The 25705-nt window shown below is 72.5% G+C and carries 22 protein-coding genes; 18 read left to right on the plus strand and 4 right to left on the minus strand.

Translation table 11 applies throughout. From position 1 onward, the window contains the following. The first annotated feature begins 63 nt into the window (after positions 1-63). The 5 genes from ABZ565_RS07650 to ABZ565_RS07670 all read left to right on the plus strand — a co-directional run bounded on the left by ABZ565_RS07650 (position 64) and on the right by ABZ565_RS07670 (position 9181). Positions 64-852: an ABC transporter ATP-binding protein gene (locus ABZ565_RS07650; RefSeq protein ID WP_361021621.1), complete on the plus strand. Its 789-nt coding sequence runs from the start codon at positions 64-66 to the stop codon at positions 850-852. After that, the gene (locus ABZ565_RS07655; protein ID WP_361021624.1) at positions 849-3431 is read left to right on the plus strand and encodes an FtsX-like permease family protein; all 2583 of its coding nucleotides are present in this window, start codon (positions 849-851) and stop codon (positions 3429-3431) included. The genes ABZ565_RS07650 and ABZ565_RS07655 overlap by 4 nt, the downstream gene beginning before the upstream one ends. 228 nt (positions 3432-3659) lie before the next feature. Then, positions 3660-7190: a transcription-repair coupling factor gene (mfd, locus tag ABZ565_RS07660; RefSeq protein WP_361021627.1), complete on the plus strand. Its 3531-nt coding sequence runs from the start codon at positions 3660-3662 to the stop codon at positions 7188-7190. Between the two features lie 72 nt (positions 7191-7262). Then, a complete protein-coding gene (locus tag ABZ565_RS07665) occupies positions 7263-7868 on the plus strand; it encodes a helix-turn-helix domain-containing protein (protein ID WP_361021630.1) in 606 nt (201 codons plus the stop codon). Beyond that, on the plus strand, positions 7865-9181 hold the full coding sequence (locus tag ABZ565_RS07670) for an MFS transporter (protein WP_361021633.1): 1317 nt from the start codon (positions 7865-7867) through the stop codon (positions 9179-9181). Before ABZ565_RS07665 ends, ABZ565_RS07670 begins: the two co-directional genes overlap by 4 nt. Here ABZ565_RS07670 and ABZ565_RS07675 read toward each other — a convergent pair. After that, positions 9162-9686: a GNAT family N-acetyltransferase gene (locus ABZ565_RS07675; RefSeq protein WP_361021636.1), complete on the minus strand. Its 525-nt coding sequence runs from the start codon at positions 9684-9686 to the stop codon at positions 9162-9164. The genes ABZ565_RS07670 and ABZ565_RS07675 overlap by 20 nt on opposite strands. A gap of 35 nt (positions 9687-9721) precedes the next feature. Further along, a complete protein-coding gene (locus ABZ565_RS07680) occupies positions 9722-10294 on the minus strand; it encodes a TetR/AcrR family transcriptional regulator (RefSeq protein WP_361021639.1) in 573 nt (190 codons plus the stop codon). Positions 10295-10401: 107 nt separating this feature from the next. Between ABZ565_RS07680 and ABZ565_RS07685 the strand changes: the two genes are divergently transcribed. After that, positions 10402-11268: a hypothetical protein gene (locus tag ABZ565_RS07685; protein WP_361021642.1), complete on the plus strand. Its 867-nt coding sequence runs from the start codon at positions 10402-10404 to the stop codon at positions 11266-11268. Positions 11269-11411: 143 nt separating this feature from the next. Beyond that, on the plus strand, positions 11412-12170 hold the full coding sequence (locus ABZ565_RS07690; RefSeq protein ID WP_361021645.1) for an HNH endonuclease family protein: 759 nt from the start codon (positions 11412-11414) through the stop codon (positions 12168-12170). Positions 12171-12229: 59 nt separating this feature from the next. Here the strand turns inward: ABZ565_RS07690 and ABZ565_RS07695 are convergent, their stop codons facing one another. Further along, positions 12230-13003 carry an SDR family oxidoreductase gene (locus tag ABZ565_RS07695; RefSeq protein WP_361021648.1) on the minus strand — a complete coding sequence of 258 codons (774 nt, stop codon included), beginning with the start codon at positions 13001-13003 and terminating at the stop codon, positions 12230-12232. 77 nt (positions 13004-13080) lie between these two features. Between ABZ565_RS07695 and ABZ565_RS07700 the strand changes: the two genes are divergently transcribed. Next, positions 13081-13710: a TetR/AcrR family transcriptional regulator gene (locus tag ABZ565_RS07700; RefSeq protein ID WP_361021650.1), complete on the plus strand. Its 630-nt coding sequence runs from the start codon at positions 13081-13083 to the stop codon at positions 13708-13710. Between the two features lie 60 nt (positions 13711-13770). Here ABZ565_RS07700 and ABZ565_RS07705 read toward each other — a convergent pair whose 3' ends face one another. Beyond that, on the minus strand, positions 13771-14646 hold the full coding sequence (locus ABZ565_RS07705; RefSeq protein WP_361021653.1) for a DUF4190 domain-containing protein: 876 nt from the start codon (positions 14644-14646) through the stop codon (positions 13771-13773). A gap of 243 nt (positions 14647-14889) precedes the next feature. On the opposite strand from ABZ565_RS07705, the gene ABZ565_RS07710 reads away from it, so the two are divergent. The 10 genes from ABZ565_RS07710 to ABZ565_RS07755 all read left to right on the plus strand — a co-directional run bounded on the left by ABZ565_RS07710 (position 14890) and on the right by ABZ565_RS07755 (position 25575). Continuing rightward, a complete protein-coding gene (locus tag ABZ565_RS07710) occupies positions 14890-17013 on the plus strand; it encodes an N-6 DNA methylase (protein ID WP_361021656.1) in 2124 nt (707 codons plus the stop codon). Between the two features lie 122 nt (positions 17014-17135). Beyond that, on the plus strand, positions 17136-17729 hold the full coding sequence (locus tag ABZ565_RS07715) for a hypothetical protein (protein WP_361021659.1): 594 nt from the start codon (positions 17136-17138) through the stop codon (positions 17727-17729). Continuing rightward, positions 17726-19258, plus strand: a complete 1533-nt coding sequence (locus ABZ565_RS07720) for a serine/threonine-protein kinase (RefSeq protein ID WP_361021662.1) — start codon at positions 17726-17728, stop codon at positions 19256-19258. The genes ABZ565_RS07715 and ABZ565_RS07720 overlap by 4 nt, the downstream gene beginning before the upstream one ends. Positions 19259-19362: 104 nt before the next feature. After that, on the plus strand, positions 19363-20328 hold the full coding sequence (locus tag ABZ565_RS07725; protein ID WP_361021665.1) for a glycosyltransferase family 2 protein: 966 nt from the start codon (positions 19363-19365) through the stop codon (positions 20326-20328). Further along, complete coding sequence (locus ABZ565_RS07730) at positions 20325-20729, plus strand: GtrA family protein (RefSeq protein ID WP_361021668.1); 405 nt, start codon at positions 20325-20327, stop codon at positions 20727-20729. The genes ABZ565_RS07725 and ABZ565_RS07730 overlap by 4 nt, the downstream gene beginning before the upstream one ends. A 100-nt stretch (positions 20730-20829) precedes the next feature. Next, positions 20830-21276: a hypothetical protein gene (locus ABZ565_RS07735; protein ID WP_361021672.1), complete on the plus strand. Its 447-nt coding sequence runs from the start codon at positions 20830-20832 to the stop codon at positions 21274-21276. Between the two features lie 131 nt (positions 21277-21407). Further along, entirely contained in the window at positions 21408-22064 is a 657-nt protein-coding gene (locus ABZ565_RS07740; RefSeq protein ID WP_361021675.1) for a SurA N-terminal domain-containing protein, read from the plus strand. Positions 22065-22097: 33 nt separating this feature from the next. Beyond that, complete coding sequence (locus ABZ565_RS07745; protein ID WP_361021678.1) at positions 22098-23072, plus strand: nucleoside triphosphate pyrophosphohydrolase; 975 nt, start codon at positions 22098-22100, stop codon at positions 23070-23072. Positions 23073-23081: 9 nt separating this feature from the next. Continuing rightward, on the plus strand, positions 23082-24407 hold the full coding sequence (locus ABZ565_RS07750; RefSeq protein ID WP_361021682.1) for a cytochrome P450: 1326 nt from the start codon (positions 23082-23084) through the stop codon (positions 24405-24407). Positions 24408-24513: 106 nt separating this feature from the next. After that, positions 24514-25575 (plus strand): transglycosylase family protein, encoded by a 1062-nt coding sequence (locus ABZ565_RS07755; RefSeq protein ID WP_361021685.1) that lies wholly within the window; start codon positions 24514-24516, stop codon positions 25573-25575. Positions 25576-25705 lie beyond the last annotated feature (130 nt).

Here is a 25705-nt window from a genome sequence, read left to right on the forward strand (position 1 = left end):
GCGCACAGCAGACTTCACAGCAGACGGCGACAACCCGTCGCTGACCGACATAGGAGAAAAACCGTGACAACGGCTGTAACCATTCCCAGGCACGGGGGCACTGGAGGGCGTACGGCCGTGGCTGCGCGGGCGCGGCAGGTCGTCAAGGCGTACGGGACCGGCGAGACCCGGGTCGTCGCGCTCGACCACGTCGACGTGGACATCGCCCGCGGGCAGTTCACCGCGATCATGGGCCCGTCCGGCTCCGGCAAGTCGACGCTGATGCACTGCCTGGCCGGGCTCGACACCGTGACGTCCGGGCAGATCCACGTCGCCGACACCGAGATCACCGGGCTCAAGGACAAGAAGCTCACCCAGCTCCGGCGCGACCGCATCGGGTTCATCTTCCAGGCGTTCAACCTGCTCCCGACGCTGAACGCGCTGGAGAACATCACGCTGCCGATGGACATCGCCGGCCGCAAGCCCGACGCCGCCTGGCTCAACCAGGTCGTGGAGACCGTGGGCCTCGCCGGCCGGCTCAAGCACCGGCCGACCCAGCTCTCCGGCGGCCAGCAGCAGCGCGTCGCGGTGGCCCGGGCCCTCGCCGCCAAGCCGGAGATCATCTTCGGTGACGAGCCCACCGGCAACCTGGACTCCCGGGCCGGCGCCGAGGTCCTGAGCTTCCTGCGCAGGTCCGTGGACGAGCTGGGCCAGACCATCGTCATGGTCACCCACGACCCGGTCGCCGCCTCCTACGCGGACCGGGTGCTCTACCTCGCCGACGGGCGCATCGTGGACGAGATGCACAACCCCACCGCCGACCAGGTGCTGGACCGCATGAAGGACTTCGACGCGCGCGGGCGGACGTCATGACCGTCTGGAAGACCTCGATGCGCAACTTCCTCGCGCACAAGGGACGCATGGCGCTCTCCGCCGTCGCCGTCCTGCTCTCGGTGGCGTTCGTCTGCGGCACGCTCGTCTTCACCGACACCATGAACACCACGTTCGACAAGCTCTTCGCCGCGACCTCCGCCGACGTCACCGTCAGCCCGAAGAAGGCCAAGGCCGACGACATCCCGGAGAACGGCAGGCCGGAATCGCTGCCCGCCTCCGTCCTCGCGAAGACCGGCAAGGCCGACGGGGTGAAGAAGGCCGAGGGCGGCGTCTCCAGCTCGTCCGTCACCGTGGTCGACAGCCACAACGAGAACATGGGCTCCGAGACCGGCGCCCCGACGATCGCCGCCAACTGGACGCAGAACGACCTGCGGTCCATGGAGATCACCTCCGGCCACGCCCCGCGCGGCCCGACCGAGATCATGGTCGACGCCGACACCGCCGGGAAGCACCACCTGAAGATCGGCGACGAGCTGCGCACGATCGCGGCCACCGGCGACCTCAAGGGGAAGATCACCGGCATCGTCGCCTTCAAGGTGACCAACCCGGGCGCGGCCATCGTCTACCTCGACACCGCCACCGCCCAGCGCGCGCTGCTCGGCGCCCCCGACGTCTTCTCGCACATCTCCCTCACCGCCGAACCCGGCGTCAGCGACACCCAGCTGAAGCAGAACGTGGCCAGGACGCTCGACGGCTCGACCGCGTACAAGATCCAGACCCAGCAGGAAGCGGCCGACGCCAACAAGGACTCCATGGGGTCGTTCCTCGACGTCATGAAGTACGCGATGCTCGGCTTCGCCGGGATCGCCTTCCTCGTCGGCATCTTCCTCATCGTCAACACCTTCTCGATGCTGGTCGCCCAGCGCACCCGTGAGATCGGCCTGATGCGGGCCATCGGCTCCAGCAGCGAGCAGGTCAACCGCTCGGTGCTCCTGGAGGCGGTGCTCCTGGGAGTCGTCGGCTCGGTCCTCGGCGTCGGCGCCGGCGTCGGGCTCGCCATCGGGCTGATGAAGGTCATGGGCGCCATCGGCATGGAGCTGTCCACCGAGGACCTGACCATCTCCTGGGTGACCCCGGTCACCGGGCTCGCGCTCGGCATCATCGTCACCGTCCTCGCCGCCTACATCCCGGCCCGCCGGGCCGGCAAGGTCTCCCCGATGGCCGCCCTGCGCGACGCCGGCACCCCGGCGGACGCCAAGTCGGGCTGGGTCCGGGCGGGTATCGGCCTCGTCGTCACCGGCGCCGGCGCCGCCGCCCTGTGGGCGACGACGCGGGTGGACGAGGCGAGCGACGGTTCGGGCCTCCTCGGCCTGGGGGTCGTGCTGACGCTCGTCGGCTTCATCGTCATCGGCCCGCTGCTCGCAGGAGTCGTCGTACGGGGACTGAGCGCGGTCCTGCTGCGGTTCTTCGGCCCCGTCGGCCGGCTCGCCGAGCGCAACGCGCTGCGCAACCCGCGCCGCACCGGCGCCACCGGCGCGGCCCTGATGATCGGCCTCGCCCTGGTGGCGTGCCTGTCCGTGGTCGGCTCGTCCATGGTCGCCTCGGCCACCGACGAGCTGGACAAGTCGGTGGGCGCGGACTTCATCGTCCAGTCCTCCGTCCCCGACCAGCTGATCGTCCCGCAGGCAGCCGAGGCCCTGGCCTCCGCGCCCGGCATCGACCACCTCACCCACTACAAGGTGATCGGCGCGAAGCTGACCGGTCCGGACGGCAAGACGGTCGACGAGGACGTCACCGCGGCCGACCCGACCTACGCCCAGGACGTGCGCCGCGAGGTCCTCTCCGGCGACCTGGCCGCCGCCTACGGCAAGGACGCCATGTCGGTCGGCGAGGAGTTCGCCACCGCCCACCGCGTCAAGGTCGGTGACACCCTCACCGTCGCGTTCAAGGGCGGCGAGCCGGCGAAGCTGAAGGTCGCCGCGATCACCTCGGACGAGACCAGCCTCGACCAGGGCGCCATGTACCTCAACACCACGACCGCCCAGCGGTACGTCCCCGCCGACAAGATGCCCCAGAACATGATCATGTTCGCCAAGGCGAAGGACGGCCAGGAGGACGCGGCGTACGCGGCGCTGAAGAGCTCGGTCGCGAAGTACCCGCAGTACAAGGTGCAGAATCAGGCCGACTTCAAGGAGGACCTGAAGGACCAGATCGGCCAGCTCCTGAACGTCGTGTACGGCCTGCTCGCCCTGGCGATCATCGTCGCGGTGCTCGGTGTGGTGAACACGCTGGCCCTGTCGGTGGTCGAGCGGACCCGCGAGATCGGCCTGATGCGCGCCATCGGCCTCTCCCGCCGCCAGCTGCGCCGCATGATCCGGCTGGAGTCCGTGGTCATCGCCCTCTTCGGCGCCCTGCTCGGCCTCGGCCTGGGCATGGGCTGGGGCACCTCGGCCCAGAAGCTGCTGGCCCTGGAGGGCCTGGGCGTCCTGGACATCCCGTGGCCGACCATCATCACGGTGTTCGTCGCGTCCGCCTTCGTCGGACTGTTCGCGGCCCTGGTCCCGGCCTTCCGGGCGGGCCGGATGAACGTCCTGAACGCGATCGCCACGGACGGGTGAGACGGACGGCCCCACGCTGACGGAATCCGGCCCCGGTCACGCTCCTCGGAGTGTGACCGGGGCCGGTGGGGTGTACGGCCTCGCGCAAGCGGCCGCCTTCCCCGAGTCGTAGGCTGGAACCCCCGGTGCGTTTCACGTGTCGGGCCCTTCGCGTTGCCCCCGGGGCAGCGCGCCCTGGCGGCAGCCGGCCGTCAGAGGCCCTTCTCCTCACCCGGACGGAAGCCCTTCATGAGCCTGAACGGTCTGCTGGATGTCGTCGTACGTGATCCGGCGCTCGACGAAGCGGTGACGGCCGCCGGTGACGGCCACCGGATGCACATCGACCTGGTGGGCCCGCCCGCCGCGCGGCCCTTCGCCATTGCCGCGCTGGCCCGGGACGCCGGGCGGACGGTGCTCGCGGTCACCGCGACCGGCCGGGAGGCGGAGGACCTGGCGGCCGCGCTGCGCACCATGCTGCCGCCGGACACGATCGCGGAGTTCCCGTCCTGGGAGACCCTGCCGCACGAGCGCCTCTCGCCCCGCTCCGACACCGTGGGCCGCCGGCTCGCCGTGCTGCGGCGCCTCGCGCACCCGCGCGCCGACGACCCGGAGACCGGGCCGGTCTCGGTGGTCGTCGCGCCGATCCGGTCCGTACTCCAGCCCCAGGTCAAGGGGCTCGCGGACCTGGAGCCCGTCGCGCTGCGCACCGGGCAGAGCGCCGACCTCGGTGAGACCGTGGAAGCGCTGGCGGCAGCCGCGTACGCCCGGGTCGAACTGGTCGAGAAGCGCGGGGAGTTCGCGGTGCGCGGCGGAATCCTGGACGTGTTCCCGCCCACCGAGGAGCACCCGCTCCGGGTGGAGTTCTGGGGCGACGACGTCGAGGAGGTCCGCTACTTCAAGATCGCCGACCAGCGGTCCCTGGAGGTCGCCGAGCACGGCCTGTGGGCGCCGCCCTGCCGGGAGCTCCTGCTGACGGACGAGGTGCGGGAGCGGGCCGCCGCGCTCGCCGAGGCCCACCCGGAACTGGGCGAACTCCTCGACAAGATCGCCGAGGGCATCGCGGTGGAGGGCATGGAATCCCTGGCGCCGGTCCTCGTGGACGACATGGAGCTGCTGCTCGACGTGCTGCCCAAGGGTGCGATGGCCGTCGTCTGCGACCCCGAGCGGGTCCGGACCCGGGCCGCGGACCTGGTCGCGACCAGCCAGGAGTTCCTCCAGGCGTCCTGGGCGGCCTCGGCGGGCGGCGGCGAGGCCCCGATCGACGTCGGCGCGGCCTCGCTGCGGGGTATCGCGGACGTGCGCGAGCGGGCCCGTGAACTGGACATGATGTGGTGGTCGATCTCCCCGTTCGCCGCCGACGCCGAGCTGGACGCGGACACGCTGGCGCTCGGGATGCAGGCCCCCGAGACGTACCGGGGCGACACCGCGCGGGCGTTCGCCGACACCAAGGGCCGGCTGGCCGACGGCTGGCGCACGGTGTACGTCACGGAGGGCCAGGGGCTCGCCTCCCGTACCGTCGAGATGCTGGGCGGCGAGGGCATCGCGGCACGGCTCGACCCGGACCTGGAGGAGATCACCCCGTCCGTGGTCCACGTCTCGTGCGGGGCCATCGACCACGGCTTCGTCCACCCCGGCCTGAAGCTCGCCGTGCTCACGGAGACGGACCTCACCGGGCAGCGCACCGCCACCAAGGACCTGGGCCGGATGCCGGTCCGGCGGCGCAAGACGATCGACCCGCTGACGCTGGAGACCGGCGACTACATCGTGCACGAGCAGCACGGGGTGGGCCGCTACATCGAGATGGTGCAGCGCACGGTGCAGGGCGCGACGCGCGAGTACCTGCTGGTCGAGTACGCGCCCGCCAAGCGCGGGCAGCCCGGCGACCGGCTGTACATCCCGACCGACCAGCTGGAGCAGGTCACCAAGTACGTCGGCGGCGAGGCCCCGACCCTGCACCGGCTCGGCGGCGCGGACTGGACGAAGACGAAGGCGCGCGCCAAGAAGGCCGTCAAGGAGATCGCCGCCGACCTGATCAAGCTGTACTCGGCCCGGATGGCGGCCCCCGGCCACACCTTCGGCCCGGACACCCCCTGGCAGCGCGAGCTGGAGGACGCTTTCCCGTACGCGGAGACGCCCGACCAGCTGACGACGATCGCCGAGGTGAAGGAGGACATGGAGAAGTCGGTCCCGATGGACCGGTTGATCTGCGGCGACGTGGGGTACGGCAAGACGGAGATCGCGGTCCGCGCCGCGTTCAAGGCGGTACAGGACGGGAAGCAGGTCGCCGTCCTCGTCCCCACCACGCTGCTCGTGCAGCAGCACTACGGCACGTTCACCGAGCGCTATTCCCAGTTCCCCGTCAACGTACGCGCGCTGAGCCGCTTCCAGTCCGAGTCCGAGTCCAAGGCGACCCTCGCCGGGCTGAAGGACGGCTCCGTGGACCTGGTCATCGGCACCCACCGCCTGTTCTCCTCGGAGACGAAGTTCAAGGACCTGGGTCTCGTCATCGTGGACGAGGAGCAGCGGTTCGGCGTCGAGCACAAGGAGCAGCTGAAGAAGCTCCGCGCCAACGTGGACGTGCTGACCATGTCCGCGACGCCCATCCCCCGTACGCTCGAAATGGCGGTCACCGGCATCCGCGAGATGTCCACCATCACCACCCCGCCCGAGGAGCGCCACCCCGTCCTGACTTTCGTCGGGCCGTACGAGGAGAAGCAGATCGGCGCCGCGATCCGGCGTGAACTGCTGCGCGAGGGCCAGGCGTTCTACATCCACAACCGGGTCGAGTCGATCGACCGGGCGGCGGCGCGGCTGCGCGAGATCGTGCCCGAGGCGCGGATCGCCACGGCGCACGGCCAGATGTCCGAACAGGCCCTGGAACAGGTCGTGGTGGACTTCTGGGAGAAGAAGTTCGACGTGCTGGTCTCCACGACGATCGTGGAGTCCGGCATCGACATCTCCAACGCGAACACCCTGATCGTGGAGCGCGGCGACAACTTCGGCCTCTCCCAGCTCCACCAGCTGCGCGGCCGCGTCGGCCGTGGCCGCGACCGGGGTTACGCGTACTTCCTCTACCCGCCGGAGAAACCGCTCACCGAGACCGCCCACGAGCGCCTGGCGACGATCGCCCAGCACACCGAGATGGGCGCCGGCATGTACGTGGCCATGAAGGACCTGGAGATCCGGGGCGCGGGCAACCTCCTCGGCGGCGAGCAGTCCGGCCACATCGCGGGCGTCGGCTTCGACCTGTACGTACGCATGGTGGGCGAGGCGGTCGCGGACTACCGGGCGTCCCTGGAGGGCGGCGTGGAGGAGGAGCCGCCGCTGGAGGTCAAGATCGAGCTCCCGGTCGACGCGCACGTCCCGCACGACTACGCCCCCGGCGAGCGGCTGCGCCTCCAGGCGTACCGCTCGATCGCCTCGGCGTCCTCGGAGGACGACATCAAGGCGGTCCGCGAGGAGCTGACCGACCGCTACGGCAAGCTCCCCGAGCCGGTCGAGAACCTCCTCCTGGTGGCGGGCCTGCGCATGCTGGCGCGCGCCTGCGGAGTCGGCGACATCGTGCTCCAGGGCCCGAACATCCGCTTCGCACCGGTGGAACTGCGCGAGTCGCAGGAGCTGCGCCTGAAGCGGCTGTACCCGAAGACGGTCATCAAGCCGGCGGTCCACCAGATCCTGGTCCCGCGCCCGACGACGGGCAAGATCGGCGGCAAGCCGGTGGTGGGACGCGAACTGCTGGCGTGGACGGGGGAGTTCCTGACGACGATCCTCGGGTCGTAGAACCCCGGAAGGCTGCTGGAGTCCATGTGTGAGAGTTGACTCTCACAATATGTGAGAGGATACTCTCACGTCATGGACTCCAGCAACCGCATGGGCGACCTCGACATCACCGACCCGCAGACGATGCGCGCCCTGGCGCACCCGGTGCGCCTGGCGATCCTCGAACGGCTGGGCCGGGACGGACCGGCGACCGCCACCGAGCTGGCGCCGGACGTCGGGGCGACCCCCTCGGTGACCAGCTGGCACCTGCGCCACCTCGCGACGTTCGGCCTGGTCCGCGACAGCGCCCCCGGCCCCGACCGCCGCAGCCGCCGCTGGGAGGCGGTCGCGCGCGGCTTCCGCTTCGAGGCGCCGCAGGACCCGGCGGACGGCGAGGGCCACTCGGCCGCGCGGGAACTGTCGCGCCAGATGTTCCTGCGCACCGCGGACCTCCCGGCCCGCTGGGCCGCCGAGGTCGAGCCCGGCCTCGACCCGAAGTGGCGCGCGGCCGCCGGTCTGGCCCACACCCGGGTCACGGTGACCGACGAGGAACTCGCCGCGATCGAGGACGGGATCGAGCGGGTGCTCGCCCCGTACGTCACCCGCGACGCGGCGGACCGCCCCGAGGGAAGCCGGGGCGTGGCGCTGCTGCGGTACGCGCTGCCGGAGAGCGGGACCGAAGAGGGGCCGGCCTCGTGACCACCGAATCCGGTGCGTCCGCCGAGGCATCCCCGTCCGCGAACGCGCCGTCGTTAGGGCGGGACCGGCGGTTCACCCGCTTCTGGGCGGGGAACACCGTCTCCCAGTTCGGCGACCGGATCACCGAACTGGCCCTGCCGCTGATCGCCGTCAGCACCCTGGGCGCCTCCGCCAACCAGGTCGCCTGGCTGACCGCCCTCGTCTGGGCGCCCAACCTGCTCGGGATATTCGTGGGTGCGTGGGTGGACCGGCGCCCCCGCAAACGCCGTCTGATGGTCCTGGCCGACATCCTGCGCGCGGCGGTCCTGCTGAGCCTGCCGGCCGCGTACCTCCTGGGATCGGTGACGCTGACCCAGCTGTACGTGGTGGCGGTCCTGGCGGGCGCGGGCGGGCTGCTGTTCAACATGGCGTACCCGCCGTTCTTCGTACAGCTCGTGCCGAGGGCGTCGTACGTGGACGCCAACAGCAGGATCAGCACCAGCCGTTCGGCCTCCTACGTGGCCGGCCCCGCGCTCGGCGGCGCGCTGGTCCAGGCGCTGACCGCGCCCGTCGCGATCGTGGTGGACGCGCTGTCGTTCCTGGCGTCGGCGGCGCTGATCGGCCGCATCCCGGTCGAGGAGCCGCCCGTCACCGGCCCGGCGGCGCCCCCGCTGCTGCGCGGCGCCCGCGAGGGCCTGGCGTTCGTGGCGCGCCACCCGGTGCTGCGGGCGTCCCTGGGCTGCGCGACGACGGTCAACTTCTTCACCTTCGTCGGCGGCAGCGGCCTGCTCGTTTTGTTCGCGACGCGCGACCTCGGCCTGTCGGCCGGCGCGATCGGCCTCGCCCTGGGCCTCGGTGCGTCCGGTGCGCTGCTCGGCGCGGTGTGTGCCCCGGCGCTCTCCCGCCGCCTGGGCGTGGGCCGGGGCATCCTCGTGGGGGCCGTCCTCTTCCCCGCCCCGATCGCCCTCGCCGCCGCCGCGAACGGCCCGCTCTGGCTCCGCGCCACCGCGCTGGCCGGGGCGGAGTTCCTCTCGGGCTTCGGCGTCATGCTGTTCGACGTCAACCTCAACTCCCTCCAGACGGCGGTGATCCCGGACGGGATGCGCAGCCGGGTGGCGGGCGCCTTCGGCACGGTCAACTACGGCGTACGCCCGGTGGGCGCGGTGGCCGGAGGCGCCCTGGCCACCCTCCTCGGCCTGCGCCCCACGCTCCTGACGGCAGCGGTGGGCGGCTGCCTCTCCCTGCTCTGGCTCCTGCCGTCCCCGATTCCGCGCATCCGGTCGCTGGGAGAGTCGGACGTGGGGGCGTACGAGGTCAGTTCCCGCCCGGAGTGAAGCACCCGGCCCGGCGGGACAGGTACAGCAGCTCGCCGCGCTCGTCGGTGCGGGTGTGGGCGTGTGCCATGCCGAGGCGGCTCAAGACCTTCAGCGAGGCGGCGTTGTGCGGGCGCACCGTGGCCCAGACACGCGCGATCCCGGCGGCGTCGCACTCCGCCAGCACCGCGCGGGCGGCCTCACCGGCGAGCCCCCGGCCCTGGTGCGAGCGGCGGATCTCGTAGCCGATCTCCGGTCCGGCGCGGCCGGTCCGGCCCGCGAAGATCCCGCAGTTCCCCACCAGCGGGCCGCCGTCCCGCAGCCACGCCCCGTACCAGACGAGCCCGGTCTCGGCGTGGAACGCGGTCCGGCGGGCGATCCACTCCTCGGTGCGGGCGAGCGAGGCGACGGGGCCGGTTCCGATGGTGTGGGTCTCCGGATCCCCGAACAGCTCGTGCAGGGCGGGGGCGTCGTCCGGCCGGAAGCGCCGGAGGAGCAGCCGGGGCGTGTCGATCCTGTCGCGCATCCGTCCTCCGGGGTGGCGTCGGGGCCCTCATCGTGTCATCCGGCCGCCCCGGGGCCCTCCGCGAGCAGCAGTCGGCCGAGGAGGCGGAACACCTCCTCCGGGTCGCGGCCCCCCACCGCGCCGTCCAGGTTGCCGCTGAGGAGCAGCGTGGCGAAGCCGTGGGCCAGGGACCAGGCGGCGATGCCGGAGAGGCGGGGGTCGTCGGTGGGGGGCAGGGTGGCGACGCCCGCGCGCAGTTCCGCCGTGGCGCGGTCCTTCGCGGCGAGGAGGTCCGGGTCGTCCGTGCGGTACAGGTCCGGCTGGAACATCACCTGGAAGTGGGCCGGGTGCTCCCTCGAGAACCGTACGTACGCCACGCCCCGCTCCCGGAGGTCCGGCGCCCCGGCCAGGGCGTCCGCGAACAGGGCGTAGCCCTCGGCGGCGATCGCGGTGAGCAGGCCCGTGCGGTCCTTGAAGTGGTGGGCGGGCGCGGCGTGGGAGACGCCGGCCCGGCGGGCGAGGTCGCGCAGGCTGAGCGCGGCGGGTCCCTCGGTGCGGATGACGTCGAGGGCGGCCGTGAGGACGGCCCGCCGCAGGTCGCCGTGGTGGTAGGCGCGGTCGCTGGTCATGGACAGCAGGTTACGCGGGATCTAGGCGTTGACAAGTTCGCGGTCGGCGCGCACTCTTGGGATCTAGGCACCGGCTAGATGGCCGGTGCGCGGCGGAGGGTGTGGTCATGTCCGATGAGCTGGGTCGCGTACGGCAGCTGTGGCACCTGCTGGAGCCGGTGCACGCCGTCCTGTACTACGCGCCGGAGGCGTTCGAGGAGGCCGCCGCCCTCGGGTACGCCGTCGACGAGCGGTGGCCGAGCTACTTCGCCTGGCGCGCGGCGCCGCTGGGCGATGCGGGGGCGGACCTGGTCGCCGAGACGTTCTACAGCTTCAGCCCGCGCATGGTCGGCGTGCACGTCCCCGCCGTCTGGTCGGTCGCCTCGCCGGACGCGGTGCTCGCCGCGCGGGGCCGGGCCGTGGACCGTGCGTACCGGAAGTTGCTGGGCGAGGCGGTCGCCGCGCCGGGGACGGCCGAGGCCGCCGCGCTGCTGCGGCGCGTGGTGGAGGCCGCCGACACGGCGGACCGGCCGCTCGCCGCCGCGAACGCCGCGCTGCCCGTGCCGGGCGAACCGCACCTCGCGGTCTGGCACGCGGCGACGGTCCTGCGCGAACACCGGGGCGACGGTCACCTCGCGGCGCTGGCGCACGCGGAGCTGGACCCGGTCGAGGCGCTGGTGTCCTTCGCGGCGATCGGGGCGGCCCGGCCGGAGGTCTTCGGCAGCCGGGGCTGGGGCGACGAGAAGTGGCGGGCGGCGCTCGAACGGCTGGAGAAGCGGGGGCTGGTGGCCGGTGACGGCACGGCGACCGAGGCGGGCCGGGCGCTGCGGGCGGAGGTGGAGCGGCGTACGGACGAGGCGGCGGCGGGGCCGTGGCGGGTGCTCGTGCCGGAGGAGCGGGAACGGCTCGCGGAACTGCTGGGGCCGCTGTGGGTGGCGGCGATCGGGTCGGGGCTGCTGCCGTCGGAGAACACGTTGGGCATCGGGAAGGTATGAGGGCGGGTGACCCGGCCCGCACAGGGGAACGGGTCGCAGCCATGAAATCCTCCTCGCGGGGAAGGCATTCATAGAATTCCCTGGTTGGTTCGGCTTTCTCACCGTCAGGACGGCTACGAGTGATATCTCCCCGCGTGTGTCGAGTGGTGGCGCCCGCCCTGGCCGCCACGGCCGTGCTGGCGCTGAGCGGCTGCGACCCCGATCAACTGCCCAAGGACATCGACACCACCGGCGGCGGCGCGGACGGCGGCGGCCAGTCCGTCACCGGCTTCGGTGCCAGCCCGCTGACGAACGACGACGGTACGAAGCCCGGCCTCGCGCCCCTCACCTCCGACAAGGACCGGGCGGCGGCGCGGAAGGTCATCGAGAAGGTCGCCACCAAGGGGCGCGGCCCCAAGACCGGTTACGAGCGGGACGAGTTCGGGTACGCGTGGAAGGACTCGGTGGACGACGTCCCCCTGTCCCACAACGGTTGCGACACCCGTAACGACCTGCTCGCCCGCGACGGCAAGGACGTCGAGCTGCGCTCCGGCTCGAAGTGCGTGGTCGTCTCCATGACCCTCAAGGACCCGTACACCGGCAAGACCATCGAGTGGCGCAAGCAGCAGGCGACCAAGGTGCAGATCGACCACGTCATGCCGCTGTCGTACGACTGGCAGATGGGCGCCGCCCACTGGAACGAGGCCAAGCGGCAGCAGATCGCCAACGACCCGCTCAACCTCATCCCCGTGGACGGCCCGGCCAACAACGCCAAGCGCGACGCGGGCCCGGCGACCTGGCTCCCCCCGTACAAGCCGATCCGCTGTGCGTACGTGCTCCGCTTCGCGCAGGTCTCGCTGAAGTACGACCTGCCGGTGACGCGCGCCGACAAGGACATGATGCTGAAGCAGTGCGGCGGCTGACGCGGCAGTAGTCGCGTGGGGCGGCCGGCCCGGTCCGCCGCCCCGCGGCCGCGCTCTCCTCAGAGCCCCGAGCCCCCCGTGGCGTCGATCACCGTGCCCGTCACCCAGCGGGAGTCGTCCGAGGCGAGGAACGCCACGATGTCCGCGACGTCCTCCGCCTGTCCGACCCGGCCCAGGGCTGCCAGCGACGCGGACCGGGCCTGGGCCTCGGCGTCGCCGCGCAGCCAGTCCGCGTTGATGTCGGTGTCGATGATGCCGGGGGCCACCGAGTTGACCGTGATGTTGCGCGGGCCCAGCTCCTTGGCGAGGGTGCGCGTGAAGTTGTCCAGGGCGCCCTTCGTCGCGCTGTAGGCGATGATGTCCGGCATCGCGATCCGGGCCGCGCCGCTGGATATGTTGATGACCCGGCCGCCGTCGCGCAGCCGGTCGAGCCCGTGGCGGACGATGAAGAACGGCGCCCGCACGTTGACGGCGAACACCGCGTCGAACGCCTCCTCGGTGAGCGAGGACAACTCCGAGTAGAGCCCGGCGCCCGCGTTGTTCACGATGATGTCAACGCCGCCGCCGGGCGCGTGCGCGGTGATCCGCTCGTCGAACGCCTCCCACAGTGCGGCCGCGTCGCCATGGGCGCCCAGCTCGGCGCGGAGGGCGAACGCGGTGCCGCCGTTCTTCCGGATGACCTCCACGACCTCGTCGGCCGCTGCCGCGTCCCGGGCGTAGGCGACGGCGACGACGGCCCCGTCCCGCCCCAGCCGTTCCGCGATGCCTCTGCCGATGCCCCGGCTGCCGCCGGTGACCAGTGCGACCTTGCCCTCAAGTGCGTGTGCGGACATGGCTGTTCCCCTCAGCAATTTGTTGAGTGATCGTTCCAGAAAGAACGTAGCACGACTTCTTGAGTGGGCGCTCTAGAATGTGGGGCATGGGTGAGACAGGTGCGGCGCGCGGACGGCCGCGCTCCTTCGACCGGGACGCCGCGCTCGCGGCGGCCGTCCGGCTGTTCTGGGAGCGGGGCTACGGGGCGACCTCGATCGGTGAGCTGACGGAGGCGATGGGCATCCGGCCCGCGAGCCTCTACGCCGCGTTCGGCGACAAGCGGTCGCTGTTCGAGGAGGCGGTCGCCGCGTACGGAAGGACGCCGGGCGGGAGCTTCATGGGCGACGCCCTGGAACAGGAGCCCACCGCCTACCGCGCGTTCGCGCGCATCCTGCGGGAGGCGGCCCGGATCTACGCCGACCCCTCGCACCCGGCGGGCTGCATGGTGATCACGGCGGCCGTCAACGTCGCCCCGCAGGACGCCGGGGTGGGCGCTCGGCTGCGAGAGGTGCGCAACGGCAACATCGAGGCGTGGGAGGCGCGGCTGCGGGACGCGCAGCGCACGGGCGAACTGCCGGAGCGGGTGGACCCCCGGGTCCTCGCCGGGTACTTCGCCACGGTCGTCCAGGGCATGTCCCAGCGCTCCTGCGACGGGGCGGGCCCGGAGGAGCTGGCCGAGATCGCCGAACTGGCGCTGGCCGCCTGGCCGGGGGAGCGGCAGGGCTGAGCGGACGCGGAAAACCCGCCCTGGGGGCGGGTTCCACGGGTGCCGGGCGCGCCGCGCGGGTCAGAGCTTCAGGTCCCACTGCGTCGAGTCGTACGAGAAGTCGGGGTTGACCTCGATGGTCAGGTTCTTCACGTCGGCCGGTGCGTCGAACGCGTAGAGCACCGTGACCTTCTTGCCGGGCAGGATCGTGCCGCTGAAGCCCTCGCCGACCTTGTCGTCGAAGATCTGCTCCGCGTCCACCCCGTCCTCGCCGGCCCGGGCCTCGACGGTGACCAGCGCGGAGTCGAACTTCTCCTTGCCCGCGTTCTCGATGACGACGGGGACGCGGTACGCCTTGTTGCCCTTGGTGTGGCCGACCGCGTACTCGCTCGGGGAGTACTTCGCCGCGTCGCCGACCGTGACCGTGAGGTCGTCGTCGTACACGGCCGCGTCGCCGGCCTCCAGCGCCTCGCCGGTGGGCTTCTCCTCCTTGCCGGCCTTGTCGCCGGACTTCCCCTTCTCCTCGCCCTTGCCGGAGCCCTTGCCCGCCTTCGGCTTCGCGGAGGCCGTCGTCTCCGACACCGCCTTGTTGAGGTCGTCCACCGCGTCGTCCACCGCCTTGAAGGTGATCACCGCGCCGACCACCGACATGATCAGCGCGATCAGGGCGAGGACGGTGCCGAACGTGGCCATGTTCTTGTTCGTCGCCTCCCCCCTCTTGGCGCGGCCCCGTCCGACGAGCCCCAGGATCAGCGCGATCGTCCCGAGGATGCCCGCCAGCCAGAAGAGGAACGGGATGAGGCCGGACACCGCGCCGACGAGCCCGAGGATCAGTGCGGCGATGCCCAGCCCGTTTCGCGCGGGGCGCAGGCCGGGTGCGTGAGCGGGGCCGTACGGCTGCTGCGGCTGGGACTGCGGGGACTGCGGGGACTGCGGCGGCTGCGTGAACTGGGACATGGCTGTGCCCTTCGGCAAGTACGGGATGAGTGGTGAGCGGATCCACCTGTCGTCGCTCGTTCAGCGACGGGTCAATCACAGCATCATCTGTGAACCGAGTCAACACTGTTCACGCGAGACGGATTCGTGCACGCTGTGAATCAGTGACCGATGGAGCGCCGTGCACGGGTCGGTATGCTCGCCCCACAGGCCCCAGATGTGCGGCCGACCCGCCGCCGGCGGTACAGCACAGGGAGACAGCACGTGCCGGAGAACGCGACAGAGGTGACCGCCGCCGGGATCGCCCGCCTGGCGGGCGTGGGACGCGCCGCCGTCAGCAACTGGCGCCGCCGGCACGCCGACTTCCCCCAGCCCGTGGGCGGCACCGAGACCAGCCCGTCCTTCGCCCTGCCCGAGGTCGAGCGGTGGCTGCGCGACCAGGGCAAGCTGGTCGAGGTCCCCCTCCGCGAACGCGTCTGGCAGCAGCTGGCCGGCCACCCGGCGGGCCCCGTCACCGCCCTCGTCCACACCGGCTGCGCCCTGCTCCTGGTGAACCGCAGCCCCGCCGCCTGGCGGGAGATCACCGGTGTGTCCGACGAACGGATGGCCGGCGTGCTCTCCCTCGCGCTGGACGACGCCCTCGCCGCCCGCTTCGGACCCGCCGGGAACGGGCGCGCCGTCCGCACCCCGGACCGCGCCGAACTGCTCCCGTCCGTGCCGCTGCTGCGCGGCGCCGCCGAGCTGGCCGCCGAGACCGGCGTCCGGGAGGCGTACGAGTTCCTGCTCGGCCGTCAGCTCGACGCCAACCCGCGCCAGTACACGCTGACCCCGCCCGGCCTCGCCGAACTGATGGCGGAGCTGGCCGGCCCCGGCGTGCGCACGGTGCTCGACCCGGCGGCGGGGACCGGCGCACTGCTCACCGCGGCCCTCGGCGCGCCGGACGCCCCGGGAAGCGCCGCCCCCACCGCCCTCCACGCCCAGGAGAGCGACCCCGGCCTCGCCGCCGTCACCGCGCTCCGCCTCGCCCTGCGCCCCGCCCCCGCCGGACGCACGATCGACGTGCGCACCGGGGACACCCTGCGCACCGACGCCTTCCCGGGCCTGGCCGCCGACGCGGTGCTCTGCCACCCGCCGTTCAACGAGCGCAACTGGGGCCACGACGAACTCGCCTACGACCCCCGCTGGGAGTACGGCTTCCCCGCCCGCACCGAGTCCGAACTCGCCTGGGTGCAGCACGCCCTGGCCCGGCTGCGCGACGGCGGCACCGCCGTCCTGCTGATGCCGCCCGCCGCCGCCTCCCGCCGCTCCGGCCGCCGCGTCCGCGCCGACCTCCTGCGCCGGGGCGCCCTGCGCGCCGTCATCGCGCTCCCGGCCGGTGCCGCACCCCCGTACGGCGTCCCGCTCCACCTGTGGGTGCTGCGCAGGCCCGGCGCCGAGCCGCGGCCCCACCCCGAACTGCTGCTGATCGACACCGCCGAGCCCGCCGAGCAGACCACCGGCGGCGGCCGGGGCCGCCTCGACTGGCCGGCCCTGCGCCACGCCGTGCTCGACGCCTGGCACACGTACGACGGCCCAGGCACCCCGGGCGACCGACGCAGGACCGCAGAGGGCGAACAGCGCGGCACACCCCCCGGCGCCGCCTCCCGCACCGTCCCCGTCATCGAACTCCTCGACGACGACGTCGATCTCGCCCCCGCCCGCCACCTCCCGTCCCCCGCCGCCACCGGCGGACCCGCCGAGCTGGCCGGCGTGAGGGAACGGCTGACCAGGACCCTGGAACTCGCCACGAGCCTCACTCCGCCGCCCCCCGCCCCCACCGCACCCGCGCACCGCCCGCTCACCACCATCGGCGAACTCGCCCGGGCGGGCGCCCTCCAGCTCCGCCACGGCGGCGCGGGCACCGGGACCGGCCCCGTCCTCACCGAGCACGACGTCCTCGGCGGCACCCCGCCCTCCGGCACCACGGCCGCCGGCGGCACCCCCGAGGAGCCCGTCCTCGTCGCGGCCGGCGACGTCGTCGTGCCCGTGCTCGGCGGTGTCACCGTCGTCCGGGTCGTGGACGAGGCCACCGAGGGCGCCGCGCTCGGCCGCAACCTCCAGCTGCTGCGCCCCGACCCGACCGTGCTCGACCCCTGGTTCCTCGCCGGCTTCCTGCGCGGCACCACCAACAACCGGCAGGCCAGCAGCCACGCCTCCACCGCGACCCGGCTCGACGCCCGCCGCCTCCAACTGCCGCGCCTGCCCCTGGCCGAGCAGCGGCGCTACGGCGAACGGTTCCGCGCGCTCGCCGCGTTCGAGGACGCGCTGCGCCTCGCGGGGCGGCTCGGCGGACAGCTCGTCCAGGGCCTCTACGACGGCCTGACGGACGGTACGGTCACGCCGGAGTGACCGGAACCACAACGGTTCCGCACAACCCCGGGCCCTCTGTCGGTGTCGCCCCTTACGCTCGGATCCGCACGCACGCCCGTGTGCGCGCGGACGTATCACGACCAGGCAATCCAGGAGCAGCCATGTACGCCCCGGGTCTTCCGCCCACGGCGCCGCGCCGAGTCCCCGGCAGGGCCTGGATCGTCTCCATGCGCGTGCTGTTCCCCGTGCTCGCCGTCTGCTCCCTCGGACTGCTCCTGTGGGCCCCGCTGCTCAGGCTGGCGTTCGTCCGCCGCCGGGCCCTCGACTGGTGGACCGCCGGTGCCGGCTTCGTGTTCGTCTGCGTGCTGCTGCCCATCCTCGGCAGGGACGAACCGAACGTGGAGGCGCACGGCATCGACTACGTGCTCATACCCCTGCTGCTCCTGGTGCTGGCGGGTGCCTGCGTGTACTACCTCGTCGCCGACGTACGTTTCTACGCGCGGCTGAGGGGCAAGACCGCCGGCTTCCCGCAGCCCGGGTCCGGCTACCCGTACGTGACCACCGTGCCCACGCCGCCGTACGGACAGCCGCAGCCCTACCCGCCGCACCCCGACCGGCAGCAGCCCTACCCGCTTCCCCTCACGCGCTGCCCCCAGCCCGAGGACGCCCGCCCCGCCCCGCCCCAGCGCATCGACCAGGTCCGCGCCGAACTGGACGAGCTGAGCGACTACCTCCGCAAGGAGGAGGGCCGGTGAGCGGTCGCCTCATCGGCGGGCGGTACGAGCTGGCGACGATCCTCGGCCAGGGCGGCATGGGCCAGGTCTGGACGGCGTACGACCAGCGCCTCGACCGCCGGGTCGCGGTCAAGCTGCTGCGCCCCGACCGGGTCACCGGACCCATCGGCGGCGAGGCCGCCGACGAGCTTCGCCGCCGCTTCGTCCGCGAGTGCCGGGTCACCGCACAGGTGGACCACCCCGGCCTGGTCACCGTGCACGACGCCGGCAGCGACGGCGACGACCTCTTCCTCGTCATGCAGTACGTGGAGGGCGCCGACCTCGGCGACCACCTCGCCGAGCACGACCCCTACCCCTGGCCCTGGGCCGTCGCGGTGGCCGCGCAGCTGTGCGCCGTCCTCAGCGCCGTGCACGCCGTGCCGATCGTCCACCGCGACCTCAAGCCCCGCAACGTGATGGTCCGTCCGGACGGCACCGTGCTCGTCCTCGACCTCGGCGTCGCGTCCGTCCTCGACACCGACACCACCCGCCTCACGCACACCGGCTCGCCCATCGGCTCCCCGGCCTACATGGCCCCCGAGCAGGCCATGGGCGGCGCGGTCGGCCCGTACACCGACCTCTACGCCCTCGGTGTCCTCCTGCACGAACTCCTCAGCGGCGATGTGCCGTTCGCCGGGTCCACCGCCCTCGGCGTGCTGCACCGGCACCTGTACGAACCGCCGCTGCCCGTCCGGCAGATCCGGCCCGACATCCCCGAGGCGCTCGAAACGCTCGTGCTGCGGCTGCTCGCCAAGGACCCGCAGCACCGCCCGGCCGGCGCCCAGGAGGTGTACGAGCACCTCGCCCCGCTGCTGCCCGCACGCGGCTCCCGGCCGCCCGCCGGGCCGCTCGACCCCACCCGCCCCTTCCTGCGCCCGCACGCCCCCTGGCCCGACCGCGCCACGGTCCCGCCACCGGCCATGCCCGCCGCCCCGCCGGCCCGGACGGACGTCGCCGCCGCCGTGGACGAGGTCAAGCGGCTCCTCGGCGAGGGGCGCATCACCCAGGCCGTGGACATGCTCGGCGGGCTCCTCCCGGTCGCCGCCGAACAGCACGGATCCGGCTCCCCGGTCGTCCGCATCCTGCGCAAGCAGTACGCGGCCACCCTCATGGACGACGGCCAGTACCGCCGCGCCCTGCCCGAACTGCGCCGGCTCGCCGACGACCGGGCCGCCGAGGCCGGCCCCGCCGACCCGCAGACCCTCGGCTACCGCTGCGACGTCGCCCAGTGCCTGGAACAGCTCGGCGAAGCCGCCGCCGCGCTCGCGGAGTACCGCGCCGTGCTGCCGTACTACGAGAACCAGTACGCCACGGGCAACGACCCGGCACGCTCGTACGAGATCCGCCACCGCATCGGACAGCTGCTGCTCGCCCTCGGCGACCACGCGAACGCGCGCGCCCAGCTCCAGTCCCTGCTGTACGACACCGAGCGCGCCTACGGCCCGCACCACCCGCTGCCCGTCGAACTGCGCCGCCGGCTGGAGCGCCAGATGGAGGTCCGGGGCGGTTGAGGAAACGTGCTCCGGGGAACGCGTCCGGGGCCGTTCACCCGATGGCCGCCCACCGGCCACACCGGGCTCCGGAAGGCGACACATTGACCGGTTGATGTACATGGGTGCTGATCTCGCTGGTGGTGCCTTGTTTCAACGAGGAAGAGATCCTCGAACGCTTCCATGAACGCGTCACGGACGAAATGTCCCGTCTCGGGCACGCGTTCGAGGTCGTCTACATCGATGACGGAAGCGCCGACCGGACCCTGCCCCTCATCCAGGAGCTGGCCACCGCCGACGCGCGCGTCCGCTACGTCTCCTTCAGCCGCAACTTCGGCAAGGAGGCCGCCATGCTGGCCGGTCTCCAGCACGCGGAGGGGGACGCCGTCGTCCTGATGGACGCCGACCTCCAGCACCCGCCGGAGCTGGTCGGCCGCATGCTCCAGGAGCACGCCCGGGGATACGACCAGGTCATCGCCCGCCGCACCCGCGCCGGCGACCGCGTCACCCGCACCCTCACCGCCCGCGCCTACTACCGGCTGATCAACCGCCTCGTGGACGTCGAACTCGTCGACGGTGTCGGAGACTTCCGCCTCCTGTCCCGCCGCGCGGCCGACGCCGTGCTCTCGCTCACCGAGTACAACCGCTTCTCCAAGGGCCTCTTCGCCTGGGTCGGCTTCCCCACCACGACGTTCAGCTACGAGAACGCCGTACGGGAACAGGGCCGCTCCGCCTGGACCTTCGGCAAGCTCCTCAACTACGGCCTGGACGGGCTGCTCTCCTTCAACAACAAGCCCCTGCGCGCCGCCCTCTACCTCGGCCTGCTCCTGACCTCCGTCGCCCTCGCCTACGCCGCCTGGATCGTCGGCGTCGCCCTCGTGAAGGGCGTCGACACCCCCGGCTACGTCACCCTGCTCGTCGTCGTCACCGCACTCGCCGGCGTCCAGATGGTGCTCGCCGGGGTCGTCGGCGAATACGTCGGCCGCATCTACTACGAGGTCAAGCGCCGCCCGCACTTCCTGGTCAAGGCCACCAACGCCCGGACCCGCGAAGCCGCCGAACCGGAGCCGCGGGAGTTCGTACGCCGATGAAGCTCACCGCGCAGATCGCACGCTTCGCCCTCGTGGGCGCGGTGAACACCGGCACGTACTACGGCCTCTACCTGCTCCTGCTGCACCGGCTGCCGTACATCGCCGCCCACGTACTCGCCTTCGTGCTCAGCATGATCGGCTCGTTCTTCCTGAACTCGTACTTCACGTACCGCACCCGGCCCACCTGGCGGAAGTTCCTGCTCTTCCCCCTCACCAACGCGGCCAACTTCGTCATCACCACCGGCGGCGTCTACCTCCTGGTCGACCTGGCCGGATTCAGCGACCGCTACGCCCCGCCGGCGGCCGCCGCGGCCGCCATCCCCCTCACGTTCGTGGTCTCACGCACGATCATGCTGCGGCCGGACGCGCCGCCCCGTAAGCGGCCCGAACCGGTGGGCTGAGACGGCGGTCGGGAGGCCGGGGCGGGTAGGACACAATGTCCCTGCACGCGGGGGGACCGCCCTCGCGCGGCTTGGATCGCACGAATCACCGAGGGATGTCGTGAACGGTAGAAGAAGCCGGGCTCTGCTGAAGGCCGTTACGCCGATGCTGGAGCCCGGTGAGCAGGTCGTGGCGATGTCCCTGGTGAACCTGAGCGAGGTCTCGGTCAAGCGGAACCTGGCGATGGGCGTCGCCTCGGCGGTGCTGAGCGGCGGAACGATGATCGCGGCGGCGTCCCCCCAGCCGATGTACCTGGCGGCCAGCCGCGAGCGGCTCTTCCTCTTCGTCGCCAACCCGGCCTTCGCCAAGCCGGACCGGCACCTGACGACGCTCACCCTCCAGGGCCTCAGGCGCACCGAGATCAAGAACCGGGTCGTGAAGAAGTCCTTCGACCTGGTCGACGAGTCCACGGGCAGCGCGCTGCGCCTCTTCTTCCCCGCCCTGGTCAGGAACAACGGCCTGGACGCCGTGGCCGGACTCGTCCCCGTCGCGGGAGCCACCGCCTGAAGCGGGGCGGCCCGCATCTCCAACTCCTCCCGAATCGTTGGTCGAATCAGTGGCCCGGACCGGTTCCACTCCCTAACATCGATCACCGCAAGGCTTTGTGCACCGCCGCACAATCTCCTCGGGAGGCTCCTTTGCACCGCCGCCGTCGCACCGCGCTCACCGTCTCCGCCGCGCTCCTCGCCGCAGCGCCGCTCCTCACCGCCTGCGGCAGCCAGGCCCACCCCGGCGCCGCGGCCGTCGTGGGCGGTGACCGGATCACGGTGTCCACCGTGCAGGCTCAGGTGGCCGACGTGCGCGAGGCGCAGGGCTCCTCCGCCCAGTCCGCCCAGCTCACCGACCAGTCCGGCCAGCTCGCCCGCGCCAAACTCCACGGGCTGATCCTGGACCGCGTCCTGGACCGGGCCGCGGCGGACGCGGGCGTCACGGTGAGCCGCGCGGAGATCCAGCAGATGCGCAAGTCGGCCGTCGCCCAGTACCACGGCGAGAAGGGGCTCCGGCAGGCCGTCCTCCAGGAGCGCTGGCTCGCCCCGGGCCAGATCGACTCCTTCCTGCGCGAGCAGATCCAGATCACGAAGCTCGGCCAGGCCCTCGGCGCCGACCCGTCCACACCCGAGGGCACCAAGGCCATCGGCGACGCGCTGACCAAGGCGTCCAAGGCGCTGAACGTCGACGTCAACCCCCGCTACGGCACCTGGGACAACCAGCAGATCCAGCTGGCCGACTACAAGGCCCCGTGGATCTCCCAGGTCACCAAGCCCGCCCAGGCGCCCGCCGAGGCCGGGGCCTGAGCCCGCTCCGACGGCCGGGGTAGATTCGGTGACGTGAACGCTGAAGACCCCGGCCGCATCGTCCTGCTCACCGTCAGCCACCGGGTCGCGCCCGGACTGCTGTCCTGGCCCGCCTGGCAGGCGCTGAACGGCGCCGACGAGGTGCGCTGCGGCGAGCCGGAGCAGCCGCAGCTGCCGTATCTGCGCGAGGCCGGCGTCACCGTCACCCCGGGCGTCCCCGACGCCCAGGAGCTCGTGGACGCCTGCGCGGGCGGCCGGACGGTGGTCGTCCTCACCGGCGGCGCGGGCAACCAGCCGCTCACCGACGGCCTGGCCCGGCTGGCCGGCTCCGGGCGGCTGCGGATGCCCGACCTGGAGCTGCTGCCCGGCTCGTACGACCTGCCGGGCGCCCGGCTCCTCGACCTCGTCCAGGTCATGGACCGCATCCGCGTCGAGTGCCCGTGGACCTCGCAGAAGACCCACAAGGGCCTCGCCAAGTACGCCATCGAGGAGGCGTACGAGCTGGTCGAGGCGATCGAGGACGGCGACCGCGAGGAACTGCGCGAGGAGCTGGGGGACGTACTGCTCCAGGTCGTCTTCCACGCGCGCATCGCGGAGGAAGGCCTCCCGGGCAGCGGTGAGGAGCCGTTCTCCGTGGACGACGTGGCCGGCACGCTCATCGAGAAGCTGATCCACCGCCACCCGCACGTCTTCGGCGACGAGACCGCCGAGGTCCCGGAGGACAGTCGCGCCCACTGGCTGCGCACCAAGGCGATCGAGAAGCAGCGTGCGTCGGTCACCGACGGGGTACCGCTCGGCCAGCCCGCCCTCGCGCTCGCCGCGAAGCTCGCGAGCCGGGCCCGTACCGCCGGACTCGACGTCCCCCTCCCCGAGGGCGACGACATCGGCTACCGCCTCCTCGCCCTCGCCGTACGGGCCCAGGAGGAGGGCGTCGACCCGGAGGCCGCGCTGCGCGCCGCGGGACGCGCGTACCGGGACGCGATCCGGACGGCGGAGGGCACCGGATAACGTCGGGGAGTGAACGACAGCCCCGCCGAAGCCGCGTCCGTACCCGCCGGCTGCCCCGCCCACACCTCGTCCGCCCCCGCGCCCGAGCTCTTCACGTGGGAGTTCGCCACCGATCCGTACCCCGCGTACGCCTGGCTGCGCGAGCACAGTCCCGTGCACCGCACCACGCTGCCCAGCGGGGTCGAGGCATGGCTCGTCACCCGGTACGCGGACGCCCGGCAGGCCCTCGCAGACTCCCGGCTGTCCAAGAACCCGGCGCACCACGCCGAGCCCGCGCACGCCAAGGGGAAGACCGGCATCCCCGGGGAGCGCAAGGCCGAGCTGATGACGCACCTGCTCAACATCGACCCGCCCGACCACACCCGGCTGCGCCGTCTGGTCTCCAAAGCGTTCACTCCCCGGCGCATCGCGCAGTTCACGCCGCGGGTGCAGGAGCTGACGGACCGTCTCATCGACGGGTTCGTGGAGAAGGGCGAGGCCGACCTGATCCACGAGTTCGCCTTCCCGCTCCCCATCTACGCGATCTGCGACCTGCTCGGCGTGCCCCGCGAGGACCAGGACGACTTCCGCGACTGGGCGGGCATGATGATCCGGCACGGCGGCGGGCCGCGCGGCGGCGTTGCCCGGTCCGTGAAGAAGATGCGGGCCTATCTGCTCGAACTGATCCACCGCAAGCGCGAGGATCTGGGCGACGACCTGATCTCCGGGCTGATCCGGGCGAGCGACCACGGCGAGCACCTGACCGAGAACGAGGCCGCGGCGATGGCCTTCATCCTTTTGTTCGCCGGCTTCGAAACGACCGTCAACCTGATCGGCAACGGCGTCCACACGCTGCTGAACCACCCCGCCGAGCGCGATCGGCTGCAACGCTCGCTGGCGACGGGCGACACCGGGCTGCTGGCCACCGGGATCGAGGAACTGCTGCGCTACGACGGTCCGGTAGAGCTCGCCACCTGGAGGTTCGCCACCGAGCCGCTCGCCATCGGAGGGCAGCGCGTCGAGGAGGGCGATCCGGTGCTCGTGGTGCTCGCGGCGGCCGACCGGGACCCCGAGCGGTTCGCCGGACCGGACACACTGGACCTGTCGCGGAGCGACAATCAGCACCTCGGCTACGGCCACGGCATCCATTACTGTCTGGGAGCTCCGCTCGCCCGGCTGGAGGGACAGGCGGCGCTCGCCACCCTGCTGACACGCCTTCCCGACCTGCGACTTGCAGGGGAATCAGCCGATTTGCGATGGCGCGGCGGGCTCATCATGCGTGGATTGCGCACCCTGCCGGTGCGCTTCACGCCGGGGGAGCGCGTGGACGAAAGTGACACTCTGTCAGCTCTGTGACTTTCACGTGATCTGCGCTGCATCGACTTGTGACTCACGTTCGAGTTTCGCTAGGTTCACCGTTCGACTCACCAGTCGCTTGTCAGTCACACGGAAGGCATCTCCCATGGGCTCCGCGAACGGCAGACACCGCCGCCCTCGTCAGGCACCCGCCATCGTCGTCGCCGCAGGCGTGACCGGCTCGGCCATCGCCATCCCGCTGCTCGGCGCGGTGAGCGCGCACGCGGCGGACTCCTCGACCTGGGACCGGGTGGCCGACTGCGAGAGCGGCGGAAGCTGGAGCGCCGACCTCGGCAACGGCTCCTACGGCGGTCTCCAGTTCACGCCGGAGCTGTGGAAGGCGTACGGCGGTGAGGCGTACGCCGAGCGCGCCGACCTCGCCAGCCGCTCGCAGCAGATCGCGGTCGCCGAGCGGGTCCTGGCAGCCAAGGGCCCGACGGCGTGGCCGAGCTGTGCGGTGGTCTCCGGGCTCACCAGGGCCACGGGCGCGGCGGACGTGGACCCGGGCGACGAGGATGCGGACGAGCCCGCCCGGAGCGCCGACGCGGGCCTCGACGCCGGTCTCGGCACCGACCCGGTGGACGACGCCTCCTCGGGCTCGTCGGCCGCCCCCTCGGACGAGGCGGCCGATGGGGCCACCACGGGCGAGGAGGCCGGCAAGGGCTCCGGCAGGCACGCGGGCCGGAGCGCGGAGGAGAGCGGCAAGGGCGAGGCGTCCGCCTCCCCGTCGGCCGACCCGTCCGCCGGCCCCTCCGGCACCCCGTCCGCCGATCCGTCCACCACGCCCTCGGCCGACCCCTCGGCGGACCCCTCCGCCGGCGCGACGGACGACGCCCGGGCGCAGGGCGGCAAGCACCGGGGTGCCCCGGCCGCCGACGACGGTGCCGGGGCGGCCGAGGGGCGCGACGCGGGCCGGCACGCCTCGCGGGGGGACGGCGAGGCACGCGACGGCGCCACGCGGCCGGCTGACGGCACGTACACCGTGCGGCCGGGCGACAACCTCTGGGCGATCGCCGACGCGCAGGACCTGCCCGGCGGCTGGCCCGAGCTGTACGAGGCGAACAAGAACGAGGTGGGCTCCGACCCGGACCTCATCCTGCCCGGCCAGAACCTCGATCTGGACCTGGCTGACGCGGGCCGGGAGAAGGCCGCCGAGAGCGCCGGATGAGCCGTTAGGACCCTCTGAGGTTTGGGTGGTTTAAGAGGCCCATGTCCCACTTTTGACCGAGTGAGACATGGGTCTCTTTGCGTGAACTGACACTTCTTTTCCGGGAGGTCCCCCCACATCCGTTCCGACC

Origin of the sequence: Streptomyces sp. NPDC016469, from assembly GCF_040632905.1 — a bacterium.
In the GTDB taxonomy this organism is placed as follows: Bacteria; Actinomycetota; Actinomycetes; order Streptomycetales; family Streptomycetaceae; genus Streptomyces.